Origin of the sequence: Variovorax sp. DAIF25 (genome assembly GCF_050711835.1) — a bacterium.
In the GTDB taxonomy this organism is placed as follows: domain Bacteria; phylum Pseudomonadota; class Gammaproteobacteria; order Burkholderiales; family Burkholderiaceae_C; genus Variovorax.
This window is the reverse complement of the sequence record NZ_CP136636.1, coordinates 6,474,101-6,492,064: the sequence shown is the minus strand read 5'-3', so window position 1 is coordinate 6,492,064 and position 17,964 is coordinate 6,474,101. Positions and strand designations below refer to the sequence as shown.

Sequence of the window (17,964 nt, the reverse complement as noted above, 5' to 3'; positions counted from 1 at the left end):
TACATGGATGTGCGGGCCGCCAGGCCCGCGTGGCCGGGGCTAGGAGGCCGTCAAGGCCGGATATTCCGGCAGGTCTTTCGGGCTACTTCGACAGCAGCCGCATCGCCTCTTCGAGGCCGCGCAGGGTCAGTGGGTACATGCGGTTGGACATCAGCTGCTGCATCACCGAGATGCTCTGGCGGTACTGCCACACGCCCTGGGGCTCGGGGTTGATCCAGGCGAACTTGGGGAAGGCGTGCGTGAGGCGCTGGATCCACTCGGCGCCGGCTTCCTCGTTGTTGTATTCGACGCTGCCGCCGGGCTGCAGGATCTCGTAGGGGCTCATGGTCGCGTCGCCCACGAAGATCAGCTTGTAGTCCTTGTTGTACTTGCGCAGGATGTCCCAGGTCGCGAACTTCTCCGAGAAGCGGCGACGGTTGTTCTTCCACATGAAGTCGTAGACGCAGTTGTGGAAGTAGTAGAACTCCAGGTGCTTGAACTCGGTCTTCACGGCCGAGAACAGTTCCTCCACGCGTTGGATGTGCTCGTCCATCGTGCCGCCCACGTCCATCAGCAGCAGCACCTTGACGTTGTTGTGGCGCTCGGGCCGCATCTTGATGTCGAGGAAGCCGGCGTTGGCCGCGGTCGAGTGGATGGTGTCGTCGAGGTCCAGCTCTTCCTCGTGGCCCTCGCGCGCGAACTTGCGCAGCCGGCGCAGCGCGACCTTGATGTTGCGCGTGCCCAGTTCCTGCGTGTCGTCGTAGTCCTTGTAGGCGCGCTGGTCCCAGACCTTGACCGCGCTCTTGTTCTTGCCGGCGCCGCCGATGCGGATGCCCTGCGGGTTGTAGCCGCCGTGGCCGAAGGGCGAGGTGCCGCCCGTGCCGATCCACTTGCTGCCGCCCTCGTGGCGCTCCTTCTGCTCCTCGAAGCGCTTCTTGAGCGTCTCCATGAGCTCGTCCCAGCCCATCTTCTCGATCTTGGCTTTTTCCTCGGCCGAGAACTCGCGCTCCAGCGTCTTGCGCAGCCAGTCGAGCGGCACTTCCTTGGTGAAGTCGGTCAGCATCTCCACGCCCTTGAAGTAGGCGGCGAAGGCACGGTCGAACTTGTCGTAGTGCTTCTCGTCCTTCACGAGCGCGGTGCGCGAGAGGTAGTAGAAGTCGTCGAGGCCATAGGCGTCGTCGGAATTCGGGCCCACCACGTCGGCCTGCAGCGCCTCGAGCAGGGTCAGGTATTCCTTGACGGAGACCGGCAGCTTGGCCGAGCGCAGGGTGTAGAAGAAATCGATGAGCATGGAACGCTCCTTGGGGGTTTCAGTCGCGCGGCTTGTCCAGCAGGTAGAGCAGCTGCGCCTTGACCTCGGGCCATTCGCCCGCGCGCAGGCTGTACATCACGGTGTCGCGGATGGTGCCGTCGCGGCGCATCGCGTGGCCGCGGATCACGCCGTCCTTCTTCGCGCCCAGCCGCTCGATCGCGCGCTGCGAGGCGTGGTTGAAGTTGTCGGTGCGCCAGCCCACCACGTTGCAGCCCAGGGTGTCGAAGGCATGCGTGAGCATCAGCAGCTTGCAGGTGGTGTTGACGTGGGTGCGCTGGCAGCGCTTGGCGTACCAGGTGTAGCCGATCTCCACGCGCTTCACGGCCGGCAGGATGTCGTGGAAGCTGGTGCTGCCGAGCACGGTGCCGGTGGCTTCCTCGGTCACGGCGAAGGCGAAGCGGTCGGCGGTCTTGAGCGCGGTCTCGATGTAGGCGCGCGTATCTTGCGGCTCGGGCACCGAGGTCACGCGCAGCTTCCAGAGCTCGCCGTCGGCGGCCGCGGCGCGCAGGCCCTCTTCGTGCGCGAGCGCGAGCGGTACCAGCGCGAGGCCGCGCGATGTCAGGGTGACGGGTTCGACGAAAGCCATGGTTGCGCGGTGTCTCGTGTCGTTCAGGGCGCCGGCTTGCCGTAGCGCCGGTCGTACCAGGCGCGCGCGAGCTGCACGCCCGCGCCGCCGCCGAGGCCGATCAGCAGGATGCCGAAGATCTCGCGGTTGCCGTAGCCGTTGGGGCCGAAGGCATCGAGGCCGAAGTACAGGCCGATCCAGCGGCCGAGCAGTGCGCCGGCGACGAACAGCACGGCCTGGGCCACGCCCAGCACCAGCAGCTGGCCGACGGGGGGCGATGGCCGCACAGGCATGACTGGCGCCTCAGCGGTTGTTGCGCTGCATGAAGACCAGCTTCTCGAACAGGGTCACGTCCTGCTCGTTCTTGAGCAGCGCGCCCACCAGCGGCGGCACGGCGACCTTGTCTTCCTTGCTCTGCAGCGCCTCGAGCGGGATGTCCTCGGCCACCAGCAGCTTGAGCCAGTCGAGCAGCTCGGAGGTCGAGGGCTTCTTCTTCAGGCCGGGCAGGTTGCGCACGTCGTAGAAGGTCTTCATGGCCGCGGCCAGCAGTTCCTGCTTGAGGCCGGGGAAGTGCACGTCGACGATGCTGCGCATGGTCTCGGCATCGGGGAACTTGATGTAGTGGAAGAAGCAGCGGCGCAGGAAGGCGTCGGGCAGTTCCTTCTCGTTGTTCGAGGTGATGAAGACCAGCGGGCGGTGCTTGGCCCGGATCAGCTCGCGCGTCTCGTAGCAGTAGAACTCCATGCGGTCGAGTTCGCGCAGCAGGTCGTTCGGGAATTCGATGTCGGCCTTGTCGATCTCGTCGATCAGCAGCGCCACCGGCTGCTCGGCCGTGAAGGCCTGCCACAGCACGCCCTTGACGATGTAGTTGTGGATGTCGCGCACGCGCTCGCCGCCATCCAGGTCCTTGAGCTGCGAGTCGCGCAGGCGGCTCACCGCGTCATACTCGTAGAGGCCCTGCTGCGCCTTGGTGGTCGACTTGATGTGCCACTGCAGCAGCGGCAGGTTCAGCGCCTGGGCCACTTCCTCGGCCAGCATGGTCTTGCCGGTGCCGGGTTCGCCCTTGACGAGCAGCGGGCGCTTGAGGGTGATGGCGGCATTGACCGCGAGCATCAGGTCCTGTGTCGCGACGTAGTTGTCTGAGCCCTTGAATTTCATGCGTGAACGGGAGGCTGTGGTGGAGAAAAGAACACACTCGATCGGCAACGTGCGTCCTTCGGGTCGGCCCGCACAGGCGCCCGCGGGAGCCTTGCATATAATCGAAAGTTGGTTCGAAAAACGGTATCTCCACGAGATTGTGCGCGCAAAATGAACAAGTTGTTGACCACGATGTTTGCCCTTGCTGTCGCTTGCGGGACGGTGTCGGTACAAGCCCAGCAAGTCACGGGCAAGCCCCAGGACGGCGCCAAGAAGGTCCAGATGTGCGTGGGTTGCCACGGCATCATCGGCTACCAGGCCAGCTTTCCTGAAATCCACAAGGTGCCGATGATCGCGGGCCAGAGCGCCACGTACATCACGGCGGCGCTCACCGCCTACAAGGGCGGCGACCGCAAGCACCCGACCATGCGCGCGATCGCCGACACGCTCACCGAGCAGGACATCGCCGACCTCGCCGCCTACTACAGCCAGCTCGGCGTGAAGGAAGGCGACGCGCCCCCGGCCGCGCTGGCCAAGGCCATGCCCGAGAACATCCAGGCGCTGATCAAGAAGAACGGCGAGGACAACAGCTGCACCAAGTGCCACGGCGCCAACTTCAACACCCCGAACGACGGCACCGTGCCCAAGCTGGCCGGCCAGCATGCCGACTACCTGTTCGTGGCGCTGAAGTCCTACCGCGTGAAGAACAACATCCACCTCGGCCGCTCGAACGCCGTGATGGCCGGCCAGGTCGAGCCGAAGAAGTTCAGCAACGCCGAGCTCAAGACCCTCGCGAGCTACATCGCCTCGGTGCCGGGCGAGCTCAAGACGGTGCCCGAGTCGCGCATCCACCACGCCGAGAAGTAACAGCGGGCGAGCCGGTCCGCCGGCCCCGCGCAAGAAGCAAAAAGCCCGCGGACGCGGGCTTTTTGCTTTCCGGAAGGCGGGCGTGCTCAGTGCCCGGCCACCGCCCCGGCGCCACGGCCGGCATCGGCCGCATGCGGGTGCACCACCTGCTTGACCAGCAGCGCCACGGTCGCGATCAGCGCCGGCACCGCCAGCACCGCGAAGATCTGGGCGAAGCCCAGCTGCCGGCTGGCCAGCTCGGCCACCAGGAACGAACCCGCGATGCCGCCGAAGCGGCCCAGGCCCAGCATCCAGGCGATGCCGGTGGCGCGGCCCTGCGTCGGGTAGAAGGCCGCGGCCAGCGCCGGCATCGAGGACTGCGCGGTGTTCATCAGCGTGCCGCCCAGCAGCACCGTCAGCACCAGCGCCGCGAGGCTGCCGAGCGACTGGCCGATCAGGTAGACGCTGACGGCGGTCAGCGCATAGCCGGTGGCGATCACCAGGTTGGCGTTGAAGCGGTCCATCAGCCAGCCGAAGAAGATGGCGCCCACGCCGCCGAGCGCGAACAGCGCCGAGATCACGGTCGCGGTCTGCGGCGGCACGTTGGCCTCGCGGAACAGGATCGGCATCCAGTTGATCATGGCGTAGAAGATCACCAGCCCCATGAAGTAGGCGATCCACAGCATGGCCGAGCCCACGAGGTAGCGCGGCGAGAGCACCAGCGCGAGGCCGCCGCCGCTGCCGTCCACGGGCGCCGGGCCGGCCTCGGTGAGGGTGAAGGCGCGCGCCTGCGCGGCGCTCTCCGAGATGCGGCGCAGCACGGCGCGGATGCGCTCGGCGGCGTACTTCTTCGCGACCATGTAGCGCGCCGACTCGGGCAGCAGCACCGCCATCAGCAGCACCAGCAGCAGCGGCGCGATGCCGCCGAGCACCAGCACGCTGCGCCAGCCCAGGTGCGGGATCATCCAGGCCGCGAGGAAGCCGCCGAGCGCCGCGCCCAGCGGGAAGCCGCAGAACATGGTGTTGGTGATGGTGGCGCGCCGGTGGCTCGGGCAGTACTCGCTCATCAGCGTCACCGCGTTGGGCATGGCCGCGCCCAGGCCGAGCCCGGTGACGAAGCGCAGCCCCACCAGCTGCGGCATGTTCTGCGAGAAGGCCGAGGCCAGGCAGCCCAGGCCGAACACCAGCACCGCCCCCACCAGCACGCGCTTGCGGCCGAGCCGGTCGGCCAGCGGCCCGGCCAGCAGCGCGCCGGCCGCGAGCCCGAACAGCGCCGCGCTGAGCACCGGCGCGAGTGCCATCTTGCTGGCGCCCCATTCGCTCGCGAGCGAGGGCGCGATGTAGCCGATCGCCGAGGTGTCGAAGCCGTCGAGCAGCACCACGAGGAAGCTCAGCGCGAAGATGCGCCACTGGAAGGCCGAGAAGGGATGCCGGTCGAGGAAGGACTGGACGTCCAGCGAAGCCGAGGGGGAGGACATGCGTTGCTCCGTGTTGGAATGGTTTTGCGTTGCGCAGCGGCGAGCGCGCGGCCGCCTTGCGGCTGCCGCGCTGTAGAGAAGAAGTCCGGGTACGAAAAAGCCGGCGCGGTGGCCGGCTTCGGGTTCAGGCGCTCAGACGTCGAAGAAGGCGGTTTCCTCCGCCCCCTGCATGCGGATGTCGAAGCGGTAGCTCACTGCGCCGCCGCGCTCGATGCGCTGCGCGACCAGCGTGTGGCGGCGCTCGGCCGGCACGCTCTGCAGCACCGCGTCCCTGGCGTTGGCCTCGGCCTCGTCGCTGAAGTACACGCGCGTGAAGGCATGCAGCAGCAGGCCGCGCATCAGCACGATCACGTTGATGTGCGGCGCCTCGCCGGACGACTCGGCGCCGGGCTTCACGGTGTGGAACACGAAGCGGTTCTGCGCGTCGGTGCCGGTGCCCACGCGGCCGAAGGCGCGAAAGCCCAGTTCGCGCGCCTGCGCCGGCGTCTGCGGATAGCGGCCCTCGCCGTCGGGCTGGCTGATCTCGACCAGCGCGTCGTTGATGGCATTGCCGTCGCCGTCGATCACCCGGCCCTCGAGGCGGATGCGTTCGCCGGCGGCGTCGTCCAGCGCCAGCACCGCGTCGAAGGGCTGGTCGAAGTCGTAGCCGTACTGCGTGGCGGTGAGGCCGTAGGCGAAGTAGGGGCCCACGGTCTGGGAGGGCGTCTGGCCGAAGTCGGCTTCCTGGGCGCTCATCAGTTTGCTCATGGCGTGTCTCTTTCCTTCTGCGCTCAGCGGTTCTCGAACGGCGTTTCGTCGGCGCCGCGCAGCACCATGTCGAACTGGTAGCCGAGCGCATAGCCTTCCTCGGTGATGTCGAGGCTGAAGTCGGCGATCAGCCGGTTGCGGTAGCGCTCGGGCGTGCCGGTGACCATCGGGTCGTACTGCAGCAGCGGGTCGCCCGGGAAGTACATCTGCGTGACCAGGCGGCTCGCGAAGCTCTGGCCGAACAGCGACAGGTGGATGTGCTGCGGGCGCCAGGCGTTCGGATGGTTGCCCCAGGGATAGGCGCCGGGCTTGATCGTGAGGAAGCGGTAGCGGCCCTCGCTGTCGGTCAGGCAGCGGCCCGCGCCGAGGAAGTTGGGGTCCAGAGGCGCATCGTGCTGGTCGACCTTGTGCACGTAGCGGCCCGAGGCGTTGGCCTGCCAGAGCTCGACCAGCGTGTTGGCCACCGGGCGGCGGCGCTCGTCGAGCACCTGGCCCGTGAGGATCATGCGTTCGCCCAGCGGCTCGCCGTTGCGGCGCGCATTGCGCGTGAGGTCGTGGTCGAACTCGCCGATGCTCTCGTGGCCGTAGACCGGCTGCTGCAGCTCGCCGAGCGAGGCCTTGAACGGGATCAGCGGCTTCTGCGGACCGCGCTTCACGGTCGACTTGTAGCCGGGGTAGACGTAGCTGGGATGGGCGTCCCAGTCACGCGGGGTGAGCTGGGGCTGGGTCTTGGTCAACATGCCTGTTGTCTCCTGTCGTGGGACGGACCGGGTCCGGATGGGCGCATTCTGGAATCCCGCTTCGATGATGTAAATTGAAGATTGATTCCGTTTCAATAACCATTGGTAATCCAGAAGAAAAGGACAAGGGGCCGATGACGAGCGACCTGCGGCTGGACTTCGTGCGCAACGTGCAGCTGCGCCACCTGCGCTGCCTGGTGGCGGTGGCGCAGGAGCGCCACCTGGCGCGCGCGGCCGAGCGGCTGGCGCTGAGCCAGCCCGCGGTGTCGAAGACGCTGTCGGAGCTCGAGGGCATCGCCGGCACGCGGCTGGTCGAGCGCAGCAGCGCCGGGCGGCGCGGCGTGCAGGGGCTCACGCCGGCCGGCGAGCAGCTGCTCGCGCACGCACTCAAGGTGCTCGAGGCGCTCGATGCCAGCGCCGAGGCCATCGCGCCCACGGCCGCGGGGCGCGTCGAGCGGCTGCGCATCGGCGCGCTGCCCAGCGTCGCGCCCGCGCTGCTGCCGGCCGCGCTGGCGCGGCTGCGCGGCCTCTGGCCCGCGGTGCAGGTGGTGGCGAAGAGCGCGGCCAACCCGGTGCTGCTCGACGAGCTGCGCGCCGGCGAGCTCGACCTGGTGGTCGGCCGCATGAGCGATCCGCGGCTGATGGGCGGACTGAGCTTCGAGCTGCTGCACACCGAGCCGCTCGTGTTCGCGGTGCGCACCGGCCATGCGCTCGCGTACCGGCCGGTGTCGGTGCAGGCCGTGCTCGACTATCCGCTGATGGTCTACGGCGAGGGCACGATCCCGCGCCACAACACCGAGAGCTTCCTGTCGGCGCGCGGCCTCGCGCTGCCGGCCAACACGCTGCAGACGCTCGACGTCGCGCTGGCGCGCGCGCTGGTCGCGCTGTCGGACGCCGTGTGGATCACGCCGCTGGGCGCGGCGCGCGGCGAGCTGGCCGACGGCCGCATGGTGCGGCTGCGCATCGACACCGCCGGCACCGAGGAGCCCGTGGGCCTGCTGCAGCGCAGCGATGCCGAGCCCTCGGCACTGCGTACCGCGATGGCGGGGCTGCTGCGCGAGGCCGCGAAGCCGCAGGGCTCGCTGCCGGCGCGGCGGCGCGGGGCGTCGGCGGGGTAGTCGGCCTCAGTCCTTCGTGGCGCGGCGTTGGACGCAGGCGACATAGCCGTCGCCATCCGGTGGGCGGCCCGCGCGCTGGCTCTCCCACATCATCTGCCCCAGGCATTCCATCGCCTCGTGATGCGCATCGAGCAGCGAACCGCGACGCGCGGCCAGCAGCTCGACCGCCTGGCGGATGCCGCGCGGCTGGTCGATCGAGCACTGCTCGCTGATCGACAGGTGCATCGACAGATGCAGGAACGGGTTCTCGCGGCCGTTCGCGCCGTCGTAGACCCGCGCCACCGCCGCGTCGGCATCGAGCAGGTCCTCGTGGTACTCGGGGTGCGCCTCGATCCAGCCGGCGGCGATGGTCTCGAGTGCTTCCATCGGCAGGCCCTGGCGGTGCTTGGCGTACACGTCGCAGAAGAAGCGGCGCACGTCTTCCTGGGAGGGATTGAACATATATAGATAGGCAGAGAAGAAGCGGAGGGGACGCAGGCCGCGAGGCCGTGGGCACGTGCGCGGCGATGACGCGTAACGCAGGTCCGTGGCGCTTGCGCGTGTCGGCCGAAAACCCCTGGGGTCGGGCCGGCGTTCCGGGGCGCACACGTTACATCGTTACGTAACGAATCGAGAAAAGACCTCGGTGAAAGCCCTCGCAAGCCGTCTCGCGAAGGACTGATTTGAAAGAAAAACCCAAGCAGATCAACGAGTTGCGGCGGTCGATGGGCAGTGGGTGCAAGGCCGCGAAAAGGCGGCACGCAAGTTGCCCCTGTAGTTCCATCTTTTGTCACAGAGGCCGCCATGACTGCACCACAAGCATCGACCCCTTCGACCGCGGGAACTGCCGATAACGGCGTTGCTCCAGTGGTCATCGCCCAGGCCACCGCAACGCCGATCGCCCCCATGGGCTCGGCACCGGTGGTCGCACCCTCCGCGCCTGTCGCGACGGGGCCCGCCAGCATCGGATCGCTATCCAATGCTACGCCGGGCACGGTCGTCATGCGCGATGGCGTGTCGATTCCCGTCGACGGCGGCCATTCGCTGATGGCCGGCGATCGCGTGATCGTTCCCGACGGTGGCCAGGCCAACGTCCTGTTCCCCGGCTCGGCCGGCAACAAGGCGCCGCTGGCCGGCGTCTTCACCGGCGGCACCGATGCCACCGTGGGCTCCACCAAGCTGCCTGGCGGCCTCGAGCAGGTGAACGTCGACGTGGCCTCGGGCGACCTGCAGGTCACGCCGCCCGACAGCGATGCGGATGCCGCCGCGCTGGCCGTCACCAAGAAGCTCGCTGCCGGCAGCGGCATCGGCCTGGGCGAGTTCGCCCTCGGCGCGCTGGGCGCTGCCGCACTGGGTGCCGCACTGAGCGGCGGCGGTGGTGGCGATGGTGGCTTCATTCCTTTCCAGATTCCCGGCGTGGGTGAGTCCGACGCCGATGCCGACGCGGACGCCGATGCGGACGCGGATGCCGATGGCGATGCGGACGCCGATGCCGACGCGGATGCTGATGCCGACGCGGACGCGGATGCTGACGCAGATGCGGATGCTGACGCAGATGCGGACGCTGACGCCGATGCGGACGCTGATGCCGATGCCGATGCCGATGCCGATGCCGATGCCGATGCCGATGCCGATGCCGATGCCGATGCCGATGCCGATGCCGATGCGGATGCAGACGCTGATGCTGACGCTGACGCCGATGCAGACGCCGACGCCGACGCCGATGCGGACGCTGATGCCGATGCCGATGCCGATGCGGATGCGGATGCGGATGCGGACGCTGACGCCGATGCGGACGCTGACGCTGACGCCGATGCAGACGCTGACGCTGACGCTGACGCCGATGCAGACGCTGACGCCGATGCCGACGCAGACGCAGACGCAGACGCAGACGCAGACCACCTCCTCGATCCGGGCGACGGCCTCGTCAACCACGTGATCGATGCCGTGGACGACACCCTCGGCCTGGGCGGCGCGCTCGACCCGGTGAAGCCGGTGGTCGATGGCGTCACCGACCTGCTCGACGACGTGCTCTCGCCGATCGTCGGCGAAGAGTTCACGCCCGACGATCCGAACGAGTTCGATCCGGTCGACACGGCCGTGGACAACCTGACCAACGGCGTGGGCGGCGCGGTCGCTCCGGTCGTCGATGCCCTGCTGGGCAACGGCGTGACCGATGCGCTGATCGGCTCGCTCAACGGCCAGGTCGACTACGTCACCGACGCCCTGGGCAACGCGCTCGAGAACGTGCTGGGCAGCGATGGCCTGCTCGGTGGCGTGACCACCGGCCTGGGCATCGACGGCCTCGTCGACGGCCTGCTGGGCACCGACGGCACCATCGGCCAGGTGGTCGATGGCCTGCTCGGCGAAGGCAGCCTGCTGGGCAGCGCGCTCGGCGAAGACGGCCTCGTGGGCCAGCTGCTCGGCGACGACGGTCTGGTCGGTGGCCTGATCGGCGAAGGCACCGCGGTCGGCAGCCTGCTCGACACCCTGCTGGGTGACGGCGGCCTGCTCGGCGGCGTGGGCGGCGAAGGCGGCCTGCTGAGCGGCCTGCTCGGCCCGGCCCTCGGTTCCGACGGCCTGCTGGGCAGCCTGATCGGTGAAGACAGCGCCCTGGGCGGCTTGCTGGGCGAAGACGGCCTGGTCGGTGGCCTGCTCGGCGACGACGGCCTGCTCGGCGGCCTGCTGGGCAGCGAAGGCCTCGCCGGCGGTCTGCTCGGCGAAGGCGGCATCGTGGACAGCCTGCTGGGCCCCGATGGCCTGGTCGGTGGCCTGCTGGCCGACGGCCCGCTGGGCGGCCTGCTCGGCGGTGAGGACGGTCTGCTCGGCGGCCTGCTGGGCGACGACGGCCTGCTGGGTGGCCTGCTCGGCGACGACGGCCTGCTCGGTGGCGTGCTCGGCGACGACGGCATCCTCGGTGCCGGCGGCCCGCTCGGCGGCCTGCTGGGTGGCGACGGCCTGCTCGGTGGCCTGCTGGGCGACGACGGCCTGCTGGGCGGTCTGCTCGGCGACGACGGCCTGCTCGGCGGCGTGCTGGCCGACGACGGTCTGCTCGGTGGCCTGATCGGCGGCGATGGCCTGCTGGGCGGCCTGCTCGGCGACGACGGCCTGCTCGGTGGCGTGCTCGGTGACGACGGCCTGCTCGGCGGTCTGCTGGGCGACGACGGCATCGTCGGCGGCCTGCTCGGCGAGGACGGCCTGGTGCCGAGCCTGCTGGGTCCGGACGGCCTGGTCGGCGGCCTGCTGGCCGAAGACGGTCTGGTCGGTGGCCTGATCGGCGAAGACGGCCTGCTGGGCGGTCTGCTCGGTGGCCTGCTCGACGGCGGTGGCGGCGGCACGGGTGCCCAACTGCTCGACCCGACCGACAGCATCGTCGGCGGCCTGGTCGACGGTCTCAACGACGGCCTGCTCGGCGAGCTCGGCCTGGGCGACGTGCTCGCCCCGGTGGTCGGCCTGACCGACAGCCTGACCGATACCGTGAGCGGCCTGCTGGGCCCGGTGCTCGGCGATACCTTCACGCCGAACGACCCGAACGTGCTGGATCCGGTGGACGACCTCGTGGGCCAGGTCACCGACGGCCTGGGCGGCCTGCTGAGCCCGCTGACCGACCAGCTGCTGGGCGCCGGTACTACCGACGCACTGCTGGGCGCGGTGGGCACGCAGGTCGACTTCCTGACCGATGGCGTGGCGAATCTGATCGGCGGCGATGGGCTGCTGGGTGGCGTGCTGGGCGACGACGGTCTGCTGGGCGGCTTGCTCGGCGGCGACGGTGGTCTGCTCGGCGGCATCCTGGGTGACGACGGCCTGCTGGGCGGCTTGCTCGGCGGTGACGGTGGTCTGCTGGGTGGCGTGCTGGGTGACGACGGTCTGCTGGGCGGTCTGCTCGGCGGTGACGGCGGCCTCCTGGGTGGCGTCCTGGGTGATGACGGTCTGCTGGGCGGCCTGCTCGGCGGTGACGGCGGCCTGCTGGGTGGCGTCCTTGGCGACGACGGCTTGCTGGGCGGTCTGCTCGGCGGCGACGGTGGTCTGCTCGGCGGCATCCTGGGCGACGACGGCCTGCTGGGCGGCCTGCTCGGCGGCGACGGTGGCCTGCTGGGTGGCGTCCTGGGTGACGACGGCCTGCTGGGCGGTTTGCTCGGCGGCGACGGTGGCCTGCTGGGTGGCGTGCTAGGCGATGACGGCCTGCTGGGCGGTCTGCTCGGCGGTGACGGTGGTCTCCTGGGTGGCGTGCTGGGTGACGACGGCCTGCTGGGCGGCTTGCTCGGCGGCGACGGTGGCCTCCTGGGTGGCGTGCTGGGTGACGACGGTCTGCTGGGCGGCTTGCTCGGCGGTGACGGTGGTCTCCTGGGTGGCGTGCTGGGCGACGACGGTCTGCTGGGCGGCTTGCTCGGCGGTGACGGCGGCCTGCTGGGTGGCGTCCTTGGCGACGACGGCCTGCTGGGCGGTCTGCTCGGCGGCGACGGTGGCCTGCTGGGTGGTGTCCTGGGTGACGACGGCTTGCTGGGCGGTCTGCTCGGCGGCGACGGTGGCCTGCTGGGTGGTGTCCTGGGTGACGACGGCTTGCTGGGCGGTCTGCTCGGCGGCGACGGTGGCCTGCTGGGTGGCGTCCTGGGCGACGACGGTCTGCTGGGCGGCTTGCTCGGCGGTGACGGCGGCCTGCTGGGTGGTGTCCTGGGCGACGACGGTCTGCTGGGCGGTCTGCTCGGTGGCGACGGCGGCCTGCTCGGCGGCATCCTGGGTGACGACGGACTTCTGGGCGGCGTGCTCGGCGGTGACGGCGGCCTGCTCGGCGGCATCCTGGGCGACGACGGCCTGCTGGGCGGTCTGCTCGGTGGCGACGGTGGCCTGCTCGGCGGCATCCTGGGCGACGACGGCCTGCTGGGCGGCGTGCTCGGCGGTGACGGCGGCCTGCTCGGCGGCATCCTGGGCGACGACGGCCTGCTGGGCGGTCTGCTCGGTGGCGACGGTGGCCTGCTCGGCGGCATCCTGGGCGACGACGGCCTGCTGGGCGGCGTGCTCGGCGGTGACGGCGGCCTGCTCGGCGGCATCCTGGGTGACGACGGCCTTCTGGGCGGCGTGCTCGGTGGTGACGGCGGCCTGCTCGGCGGCATCCTGGGTGACGACGGCCTTCTGGGCGGCGTGCTCGGTGGTGACGGCGGCCTGCTCGGCGGCATCCTGGGTGACGACGGCCTGCTGGGTGGCGTGCTCGGTGGCGACGGCGGCCTGCTCGGTGGCGTCCTCGGCGACGACGGCCTGCTGGGCGGCGTGCTCGGTGGCGACGGTGGTCTGCTCGGCGGTGTGCTGGGTGACGACGGCCTGCTGGGTGGCGTGCTCGGCGGTGGCGAAGGCGGCCTGCTCGGCGGCATCCTGGGTGACGACGGCCTGCTGGGCGGTGTCCTCGGCGGTGACGGTGGTCTGCTCGGCGGTGTGCTGGGCGACGGCGGCGTGCTGGGTGGCGTGCTCGGCGGCGGCGAAGGCGGCCTGCTCGGCGGCGTCCTCGGCGACGACGGCCTGGTCGGTGGCCTGCTCGGCAACGACGGCCTGGTCGGCGGCCTGCTGGGCAACGATGGCCTCGTCGGCAGCCTGCTCGGCTCGCTCGGCGGCGACGGCCCGTTGGCCAACATCCTGCAGCCGGTCACCGACATCCTCGGCGGCCTGACGGGTGGCGCGACGCCGGTGGTCGATTCGCTGACCGGCACCAGCGCCGGCGCGCTGGCCCCGGTGACCGACATCCTGGCGGGCGCCTCCGGTGCCGCGGCGCCGGTGGTCGACACGGTGGCCAACGTGCTGGACGGCGTGGACCACGCCCTGGGTACCAACCTGACCCAGGTCGTGACCCCGATCACCAGCCAGGTCGAGCACACGGTGGGCAACGTGGTGACCCCGGTCGCCAACATCCTGCACGGCCTGCTGGGCTGATCCGGTCACGGACAGTGGACGGAAAAAAGAGAACGAGCAGCAGAAGAAAGGACGGACCGGCAACGGTCCGTCCTCTGAAAGGAACGGTATGAAGACGAGTTTCCGGATACTGGCCATCGCGGCACTGGGCGCCAGCCTGGTCGCCTGCGGCACCGGGCCCAAGCAGGGCCGCGACGACGCGACCTACTACTACTCCAACAAGGGAGCGAGCGCGGTCGCCAAGGTCGAGCCGCCGCCCCCGCCGCCGGTGCAGAACGGCCCGGCCGGCGTGTCGAAGATCGTGTACTTCGACTTCGACAAATACGACATCAAGCCCGAGTACCGCAACATCGTCGAGGCGCACGCCAGCTTCCTGCGCAACCGCCCGACGAGCCGCGTCGTGCTCGAAGGCCACACCGACTCGCGCGGTGGCCGCGAATACAACCTCGCGCTGGGCCAGCGCCGTGCCGAAGCCGTGCAGCGCGCCCTGACGCAGCTGGGCGTGCCCGCCGAACGGCTCGAAGCCATCAGCTGGGGCATGGAAAAACCCGCATCGCTTGCCAACACCGAGGAGGGCTACCAGCTCAATCGCCGCGCCGAATTCAGCTACCGCTGAACCAGGGAACTGCGATGCCTTCGATGGCAGCTCCCGGTCTTCCGAGTCATCGCGGCAACGCATGACGAAGAGGGCCGGTTGCCCGTTTTCGACCGGGGCCGAATGATGTCCTTTTCCGATCAGCTCCACGCCTGCCACGAGCGACTCGTCTCGGTGTGCGCGGCGCTGCCGGCGCCATACCCGGCCTTCACGCTGTTCTTCTCGGTGAGCGACGGCACGCAGCGGGCGCACGTGGTGCACACCCGCGCGGCCGTGCTCGAGACCGCCTGGCGCGAAGGCGCCGAGCAGGTCGAGCGCTGGGTGCGCGAGCACGGCATCGTCTCGCCCTGGCTGCGCATCGACTGGGTCGAGGGCGCGAGCCCGATCGACTGGGTCCAGTTCAAGGGACAGCTGGCGTCGGTCAAGCGCAACTACTTCCGCCTCGGCCTGGCCTTCGACAAGGACTTCGAGCTCGCGTTCACCGAGCAGGAGCTCAATGCGAACGCGATGCTCAGCGGCGACTCGACCATCGCGCACGCGGTGGTGAACCCGCGCAACTTCGAGCTCTATGCCGATGCGCGCTTCGGCCGCCGGCTCTCGCTCGACCTGCCGGGCGACCAGCCGGTGTTCCTGCTGGCGACCGTGGGCCTGTTCTGCCAGCCCGACGGCGTGGTGCACAAGCTCGTGGGCACGGGGCTCGATGCCGGTCGGCGCCAGCTGCCCGCGCTCAATCCGCAGTCCACGCTCGACCTGGTGCGCAGCGGCGCCTCGTACCTGGCGCGCCAGGTGCAGGCCGACGGCCTGTTCGTCTACGGCTACTTCCCCTGCTTCGACCGGCGCATCCCGACCTACGACGCGATGCGCCATGCGAGCGCGCTCTACGCCATGATCGAGGCGTGGGAGATCACGCGCGACGAGACGCTGCGCGCGGCCATCGAGCGCGCGCTCGATCGCCTGGTGCACCACCTGATCCGCGACTACAAGCTCGCCGACGGCCGCGACATCTCGTTCCTGGTCGACACCGGCGGCGAGATCCGCCTGGGCGGCAACGCGGCCTGCGTGCTGGCGCTCGTGAAGTACTGCGAGGCCATGGACACGCGGCGCTGGCTGCCGCTGCTCGACAAGCTCGCGCTGGGCATCTCCTCGCTGCAGGACCCGGCGACGGGCCGCTTCAACCACGTCATCCATGCGAACGACCTGACGCTCAAGCAGGCCTCGCGGATCATCTACTACGACGGCCAGGCCTCCTACGGCCTGCTGCGCCTCTACGGCCTCACGCGCGATCCCCAGTGGCTGGCCGTGGTGGAGAAGGCCTTCGACCATTTCATCGCCAGCCAGCACTGGCAGGCGCACGACCACTGGTTGAGCTGCTGCGTCAACGAGCTCGCGCGCTGGAGCCCGCAGGAGCGCTACTTCCGCTTCGGGCTGCAGAACGTCGCGGGCTACCTCGACTTCGTGCTCGACCGCAAGACCACCTTCCCGACGCTGCTCGAGCTGATGCTGGCCGCGCAGCAGATGCTGCAGCGGCTCGAGGGCATGCCCGCGATGCGGCACCTGCTCGACGAGCTCGACGTCGAGAAGTTCTACCGCGCGCTCGACTACCGCGCGCACTACCTGCTCAACGGCTACTTCTGGCCCGAGATGGCGATGTACTTCCGTCGTCCCTCGACCATCGTCGGCTCGTTCTTCATCCGCCACCACGCGTTCCGCGTGCGCATCGACGATGTCGAGCAGTACGTCTCGGGCTTCGTGGCCTTCCACCGCTACCTGGTGGAGCGCCGCACGCTGCATGGCGCGGGCGCCGGCGCGGTGGTCGGTGGCGGCATCTCGGTCGGCCAGGGCGGACCGCGCGACGACGGCGGCACCTGGACCGCGAGCGAGATGGCGCGCGTGACCGGCGGCGAATGGGTGGTGAAGCCCGAGGACGGCTGGCGCGCCAGCGGCGTCGCGCAGCGCTCCTTCCTGCGCAAGGGCCGCGTGGTGTTCGAGAACCAGACGCGCAACGCCAAGGCGCCGCTCGCGGCCGTCGCGCTCAAGGGCGTGCTGCAGCCCGCGGCCGCCGTGCTGTGCGTCGATCCCAAGCCGCACCTCGACAAGCGCGTGCCGGTGCTCAAGGTGGCCGACCTGCCGCAGGCCGTGCTGCAGCTCGGCACCCATGCGCGCGCCGAGTTCAACGGCGGCGTCTGCGCCGTGGTGGGGCAGGGCGTCGCCGGCGCGACCGTGGCGGCCATGATGGCCAGCGCGCTCACCGTGTGGGGCGAGGTCGGCCAGCCCGAAGGCAGCATCAGCCTGCCGTCGGGCATCGCCTGGAACCTCACCTGCCTGCCGCGCCACGCCGCCTACTGGGTGCTCGACATGAGCCAGTCGCAGCTGCCCGCGTCGACGCAGCTCGTGCGCCCGACGCTCGCGGTGATCACCGGTCCCTCGGCCGCGGCGCAGAAGCACCGCGGCCCGGCCGAGGCCGCCGCGCGGCAGGACGCGCGCATCTTCCTCGGCATGACCGCCGGCGACAGCGTGGTGCTGAACCGCGACATGGTCGAGTACCCGGTGTTCGCCGAAGCCGCGGCCGAGCGCCAGCTGCAGGTGGTGAGCTACGGCGAGCACCGCGCGGCCGACGTGCGGCTGGTCTCGTTCGACCATGGCGAGGTGAAGGCGATGGTGGCCGGCGAGCCGCTGCAGCTGCGGCTGAACGCGCCCGGTCGCCACATGGGCATGAGCGCCGTCGCCGGCCTGGCCGCGCTGACCGCGCTGCGGTTGCCGCTGACCGCGGCGGTCGAACCCTTCGCGCAGTTCGAGCCGCCCGGCGGGCGCGGCGCGCTGCACACCATCCACATCGGCGGCGGCAGCTTCAAGCTGATCGACGAGACCTACGACGCCAACCCGAGCTCGATGCGCGCCGCGCTCGAGCTGTTGGCGCAGGCGCCGTGCGAGCCCGCGCGCCGCGTGGCGATCCTCGGCGACATGCAGGAGCTGGGCCCGGCGGCCCAGCGCCATCACCTCGACCTCGAGCCCGAGCTGCTGGCCACGCAGGCCGACCGCGTGCTGCTGTGCGGACCGCTGATGCGGGCCCTGCATGCGCGCATCAGCTCGAAGGTGCGTTCGCACTGGTTCGTCGACGTCTCCGATTTGTCGACCGCGCTGGGCAGCCTGCTCCAGCCCGGCGACTGGGTGCTCGCGAAAAGCTCCGCGGGCGTGGGTCTGTCCCGGCTGGCCCGGGTTTTGAAAGCACTGCCATGACCAGACTGGATGCACTCCTTCATCTGCCCGCGCAGCAGGAGGCCGCCCCGGCGCGCCGCTGGTGGACCCGCTGGGCCCAACTGCTGTGCGCGTGGGTCGTCTGCATGCTGCTGTGCGTCAATGTCGCGATCCTGCTGGACCGGGGTTTGCCCGGAGACGGCGAACCCGCGCAGGCCGCGAATACTCGGAAGACGGTCGCTTGCAGCACCGTCGTCCTGCCCACCGACATCGTCTCGCATCGAGCCGCGACAGGGTCTGACCGACCCCTGACCAAAGCCTCGAATTGCACTGCTTTCTAGAGTGAAATATTGCCTTGTAACAGTCGGGTAACAG

The 17,964-nt window shown here is 69.9% G+C and carries 14 protein-coding genes; 6 read left to right on the top strand and 8 right to left on the bottom strand.

Going from position 1 to position 17,964, the window contains the following annotated elements:
* Nucleotides 1-82 precede the first annotated feature (82 nt).
* From R0232_RS30110 to R0232_RS30095, 4 genes are read right to left on the bottom strand one after another with little or no spacing between them, the layout of a single operon-like run.
* On the bottom strand, nucleotides 83-1,270 hold the full coding sequence (locus R0232_RS30110; RefSeq protein WP_057590875.1) for a vWA domain-containing protein: 1,188 nt from the start codon (nucleotides 1,268-1,270) through the stop codon (nucleotides 83-85).
* Between the two features lie 19 nt (nucleotides 1,271-1,289).
* On the bottom strand, nucleotides 1,290-1,877 hold the full coding sequence (locus R0232_RS30105; protein ID WP_398500003.1) for a GNAT family N-acetyltransferase: 588 nt from the start codon (nucleotides 1,875-1,877) through the stop codon (nucleotides 1,290-1,292).
* A gap of 23 nt (nucleotides 1,878-1,900) precedes the next feature.
* Nucleotides 1,901-2,149, bottom strand: a complete 249-nt coding sequence (locus R0232_RS30100) for a hypothetical protein (protein WP_057590877.1) — start codon at nucleotides 2,147-2,149, stop codon at nucleotides 1,901-1,903.
* A gap of 10 nt (nucleotides 2,150-2,159) precedes the next feature.
* Nucleotides 2,160-3,014, bottom strand: coding sequence for an AAA family ATPase (locus R0232_RS30095; RefSeq protein WP_093347752.1), 855 nt, complete (start codon nucleotides 3,012-3,014; stop codon nucleotides 2,160-2,162).
* A gap of 150 nt (nucleotides 3,015-3,164) precedes the next feature.
* Here R0232_RS30095 and R0232_RS30090 point away from each other — a divergent pair, with 150 nt between their 5' ends.
* Entirely contained in the window at nucleotides 3,165-3,860 is a 696-nt protein-coding gene (locus R0232_RS30090) for a c-type cytochrome (RefSeq protein ID WP_093347749.1), read from the top strand.
* Nucleotides 3,861-3,946: 86 nt separating this feature from the next.
* Here the strand turns inward: R0232_RS30090 and R0232_RS30085 are convergent, their stop codons facing one another.
* The 3 genes from R0232_RS30085 to pcaH form a co-directional block, all read right to left on the bottom strand.
* Nucleotides 3,947-5,317, bottom strand: a complete 1,371-nt coding sequence (locus R0232_RS30085; protein ID WP_431510433.1) for an MFS transporter — start codon at nucleotides 5,315-5,317, stop codon at nucleotides 3,947-3,949.
* A 132-nt stretch (nucleotides 5,318-5,449) separates the two neighbouring features.
* Entirely contained in the window at nucleotides 5,450-6,064 is a 615-nt protein-coding gene (gene pcaG, locus R0232_RS30080; RefSeq protein ID WP_431510432.1) for a protocatechuate 3,4-dioxygenase subunit alpha, read from the bottom strand.
* A 23-nt stretch (nucleotides 6,065-6,087) separates the two neighbouring features.
* Nucleotides 6,088-6,804 (bottom strand): protocatechuate 3,4-dioxygenase subunit beta, encoded by a 717-nt coding sequence (pcaH, locus tag R0232_RS30075; RefSeq protein WP_431510431.1) that lies wholly within the window; start codon nucleotides 6,802-6,804, stop codon nucleotides 6,088-6,090.
* A 134-nt stretch (nucleotides 6,805-6,938) separates the two neighbouring features.
* Here pcaH and R0232_RS30070 point away from each other — a divergent pair, with 134 nt between their 5' ends.
* Nucleotides 6,939-7,922: a LysR substrate-binding domain-containing protein gene (locus R0232_RS30070; protein ID WP_431510430.1), complete on the top strand. Its 984-nt coding sequence runs from the start codon at nucleotides 6,939-6,941 to the stop codon at nucleotides 7,920-7,922.
* 6 nt (nucleotides 7,923-7,928) lie between these two features.
* Here R0232_RS30070 and R0232_RS30065 read toward each other — a convergent pair whose 3' ends face one another.
* On the bottom strand, nucleotides 7,929-8,363 hold the full coding sequence (locus R0232_RS30065) for a DUF1841 family protein (RefSeq protein ID WP_208511236.1): 435 nt from the start codon (nucleotides 8,361-8,363) through the stop codon (nucleotides 7,929-7,931).
* A gap of 342 nt (nucleotides 8,364-8,705) precedes the next feature.
* Between R0232_RS30065 and R0232_RS30060 the strand changes: the two genes are divergently transcribed.
* From R0232_RS30060 to R0232_RS30045, 4 genes are all read left to right on the top strand, one after another.
* Nucleotides 8,706-13,820, top strand: coding sequence for a hypothetical protein (locus R0232_RS30060; protein WP_431510429.1), 5,115 nt, complete (start codon nucleotides 8,706-8,708; stop codon nucleotides 13,818-13,820).
* A gap of 88 nt (nucleotides 13,821-13,908) precedes the next feature.
* Nucleotides 13,909-14,415, top strand: coding sequence for a peptidoglycan-associated lipoprotein Pal (pal, locus tag R0232_RS30055; protein ID WP_398497638.1), 507 nt, complete (start codon nucleotides 13,909-13,911; stop codon nucleotides 14,413-14,415).
* A gap of 105 nt (nucleotides 14,416-14,520) precedes the next feature.
* On the top strand, nucleotides 14,521-17,631 hold the full coding sequence (locus R0232_RS30050) for a glutamate ligase domain-containing protein (protein WP_431510428.1): 3,111 nt from the start codon (nucleotides 14,521-14,523) through the stop codon (nucleotides 17,629-17,631).
* On the top strand, nucleotides 17,628-17,930 hold the full coding sequence (locus tag R0232_RS30045; protein WP_431510427.1) for a hypothetical protein: 303 nt from the start codon (nucleotides 17,628-17,630) through the stop codon (nucleotides 17,928-17,930). The genes R0232_RS30050 and R0232_RS30045 overlap by 4 nt, the downstream gene beginning before the upstream one ends.
* Nucleotides 17,931-17,964: the final 34 nt, after the last annotated feature.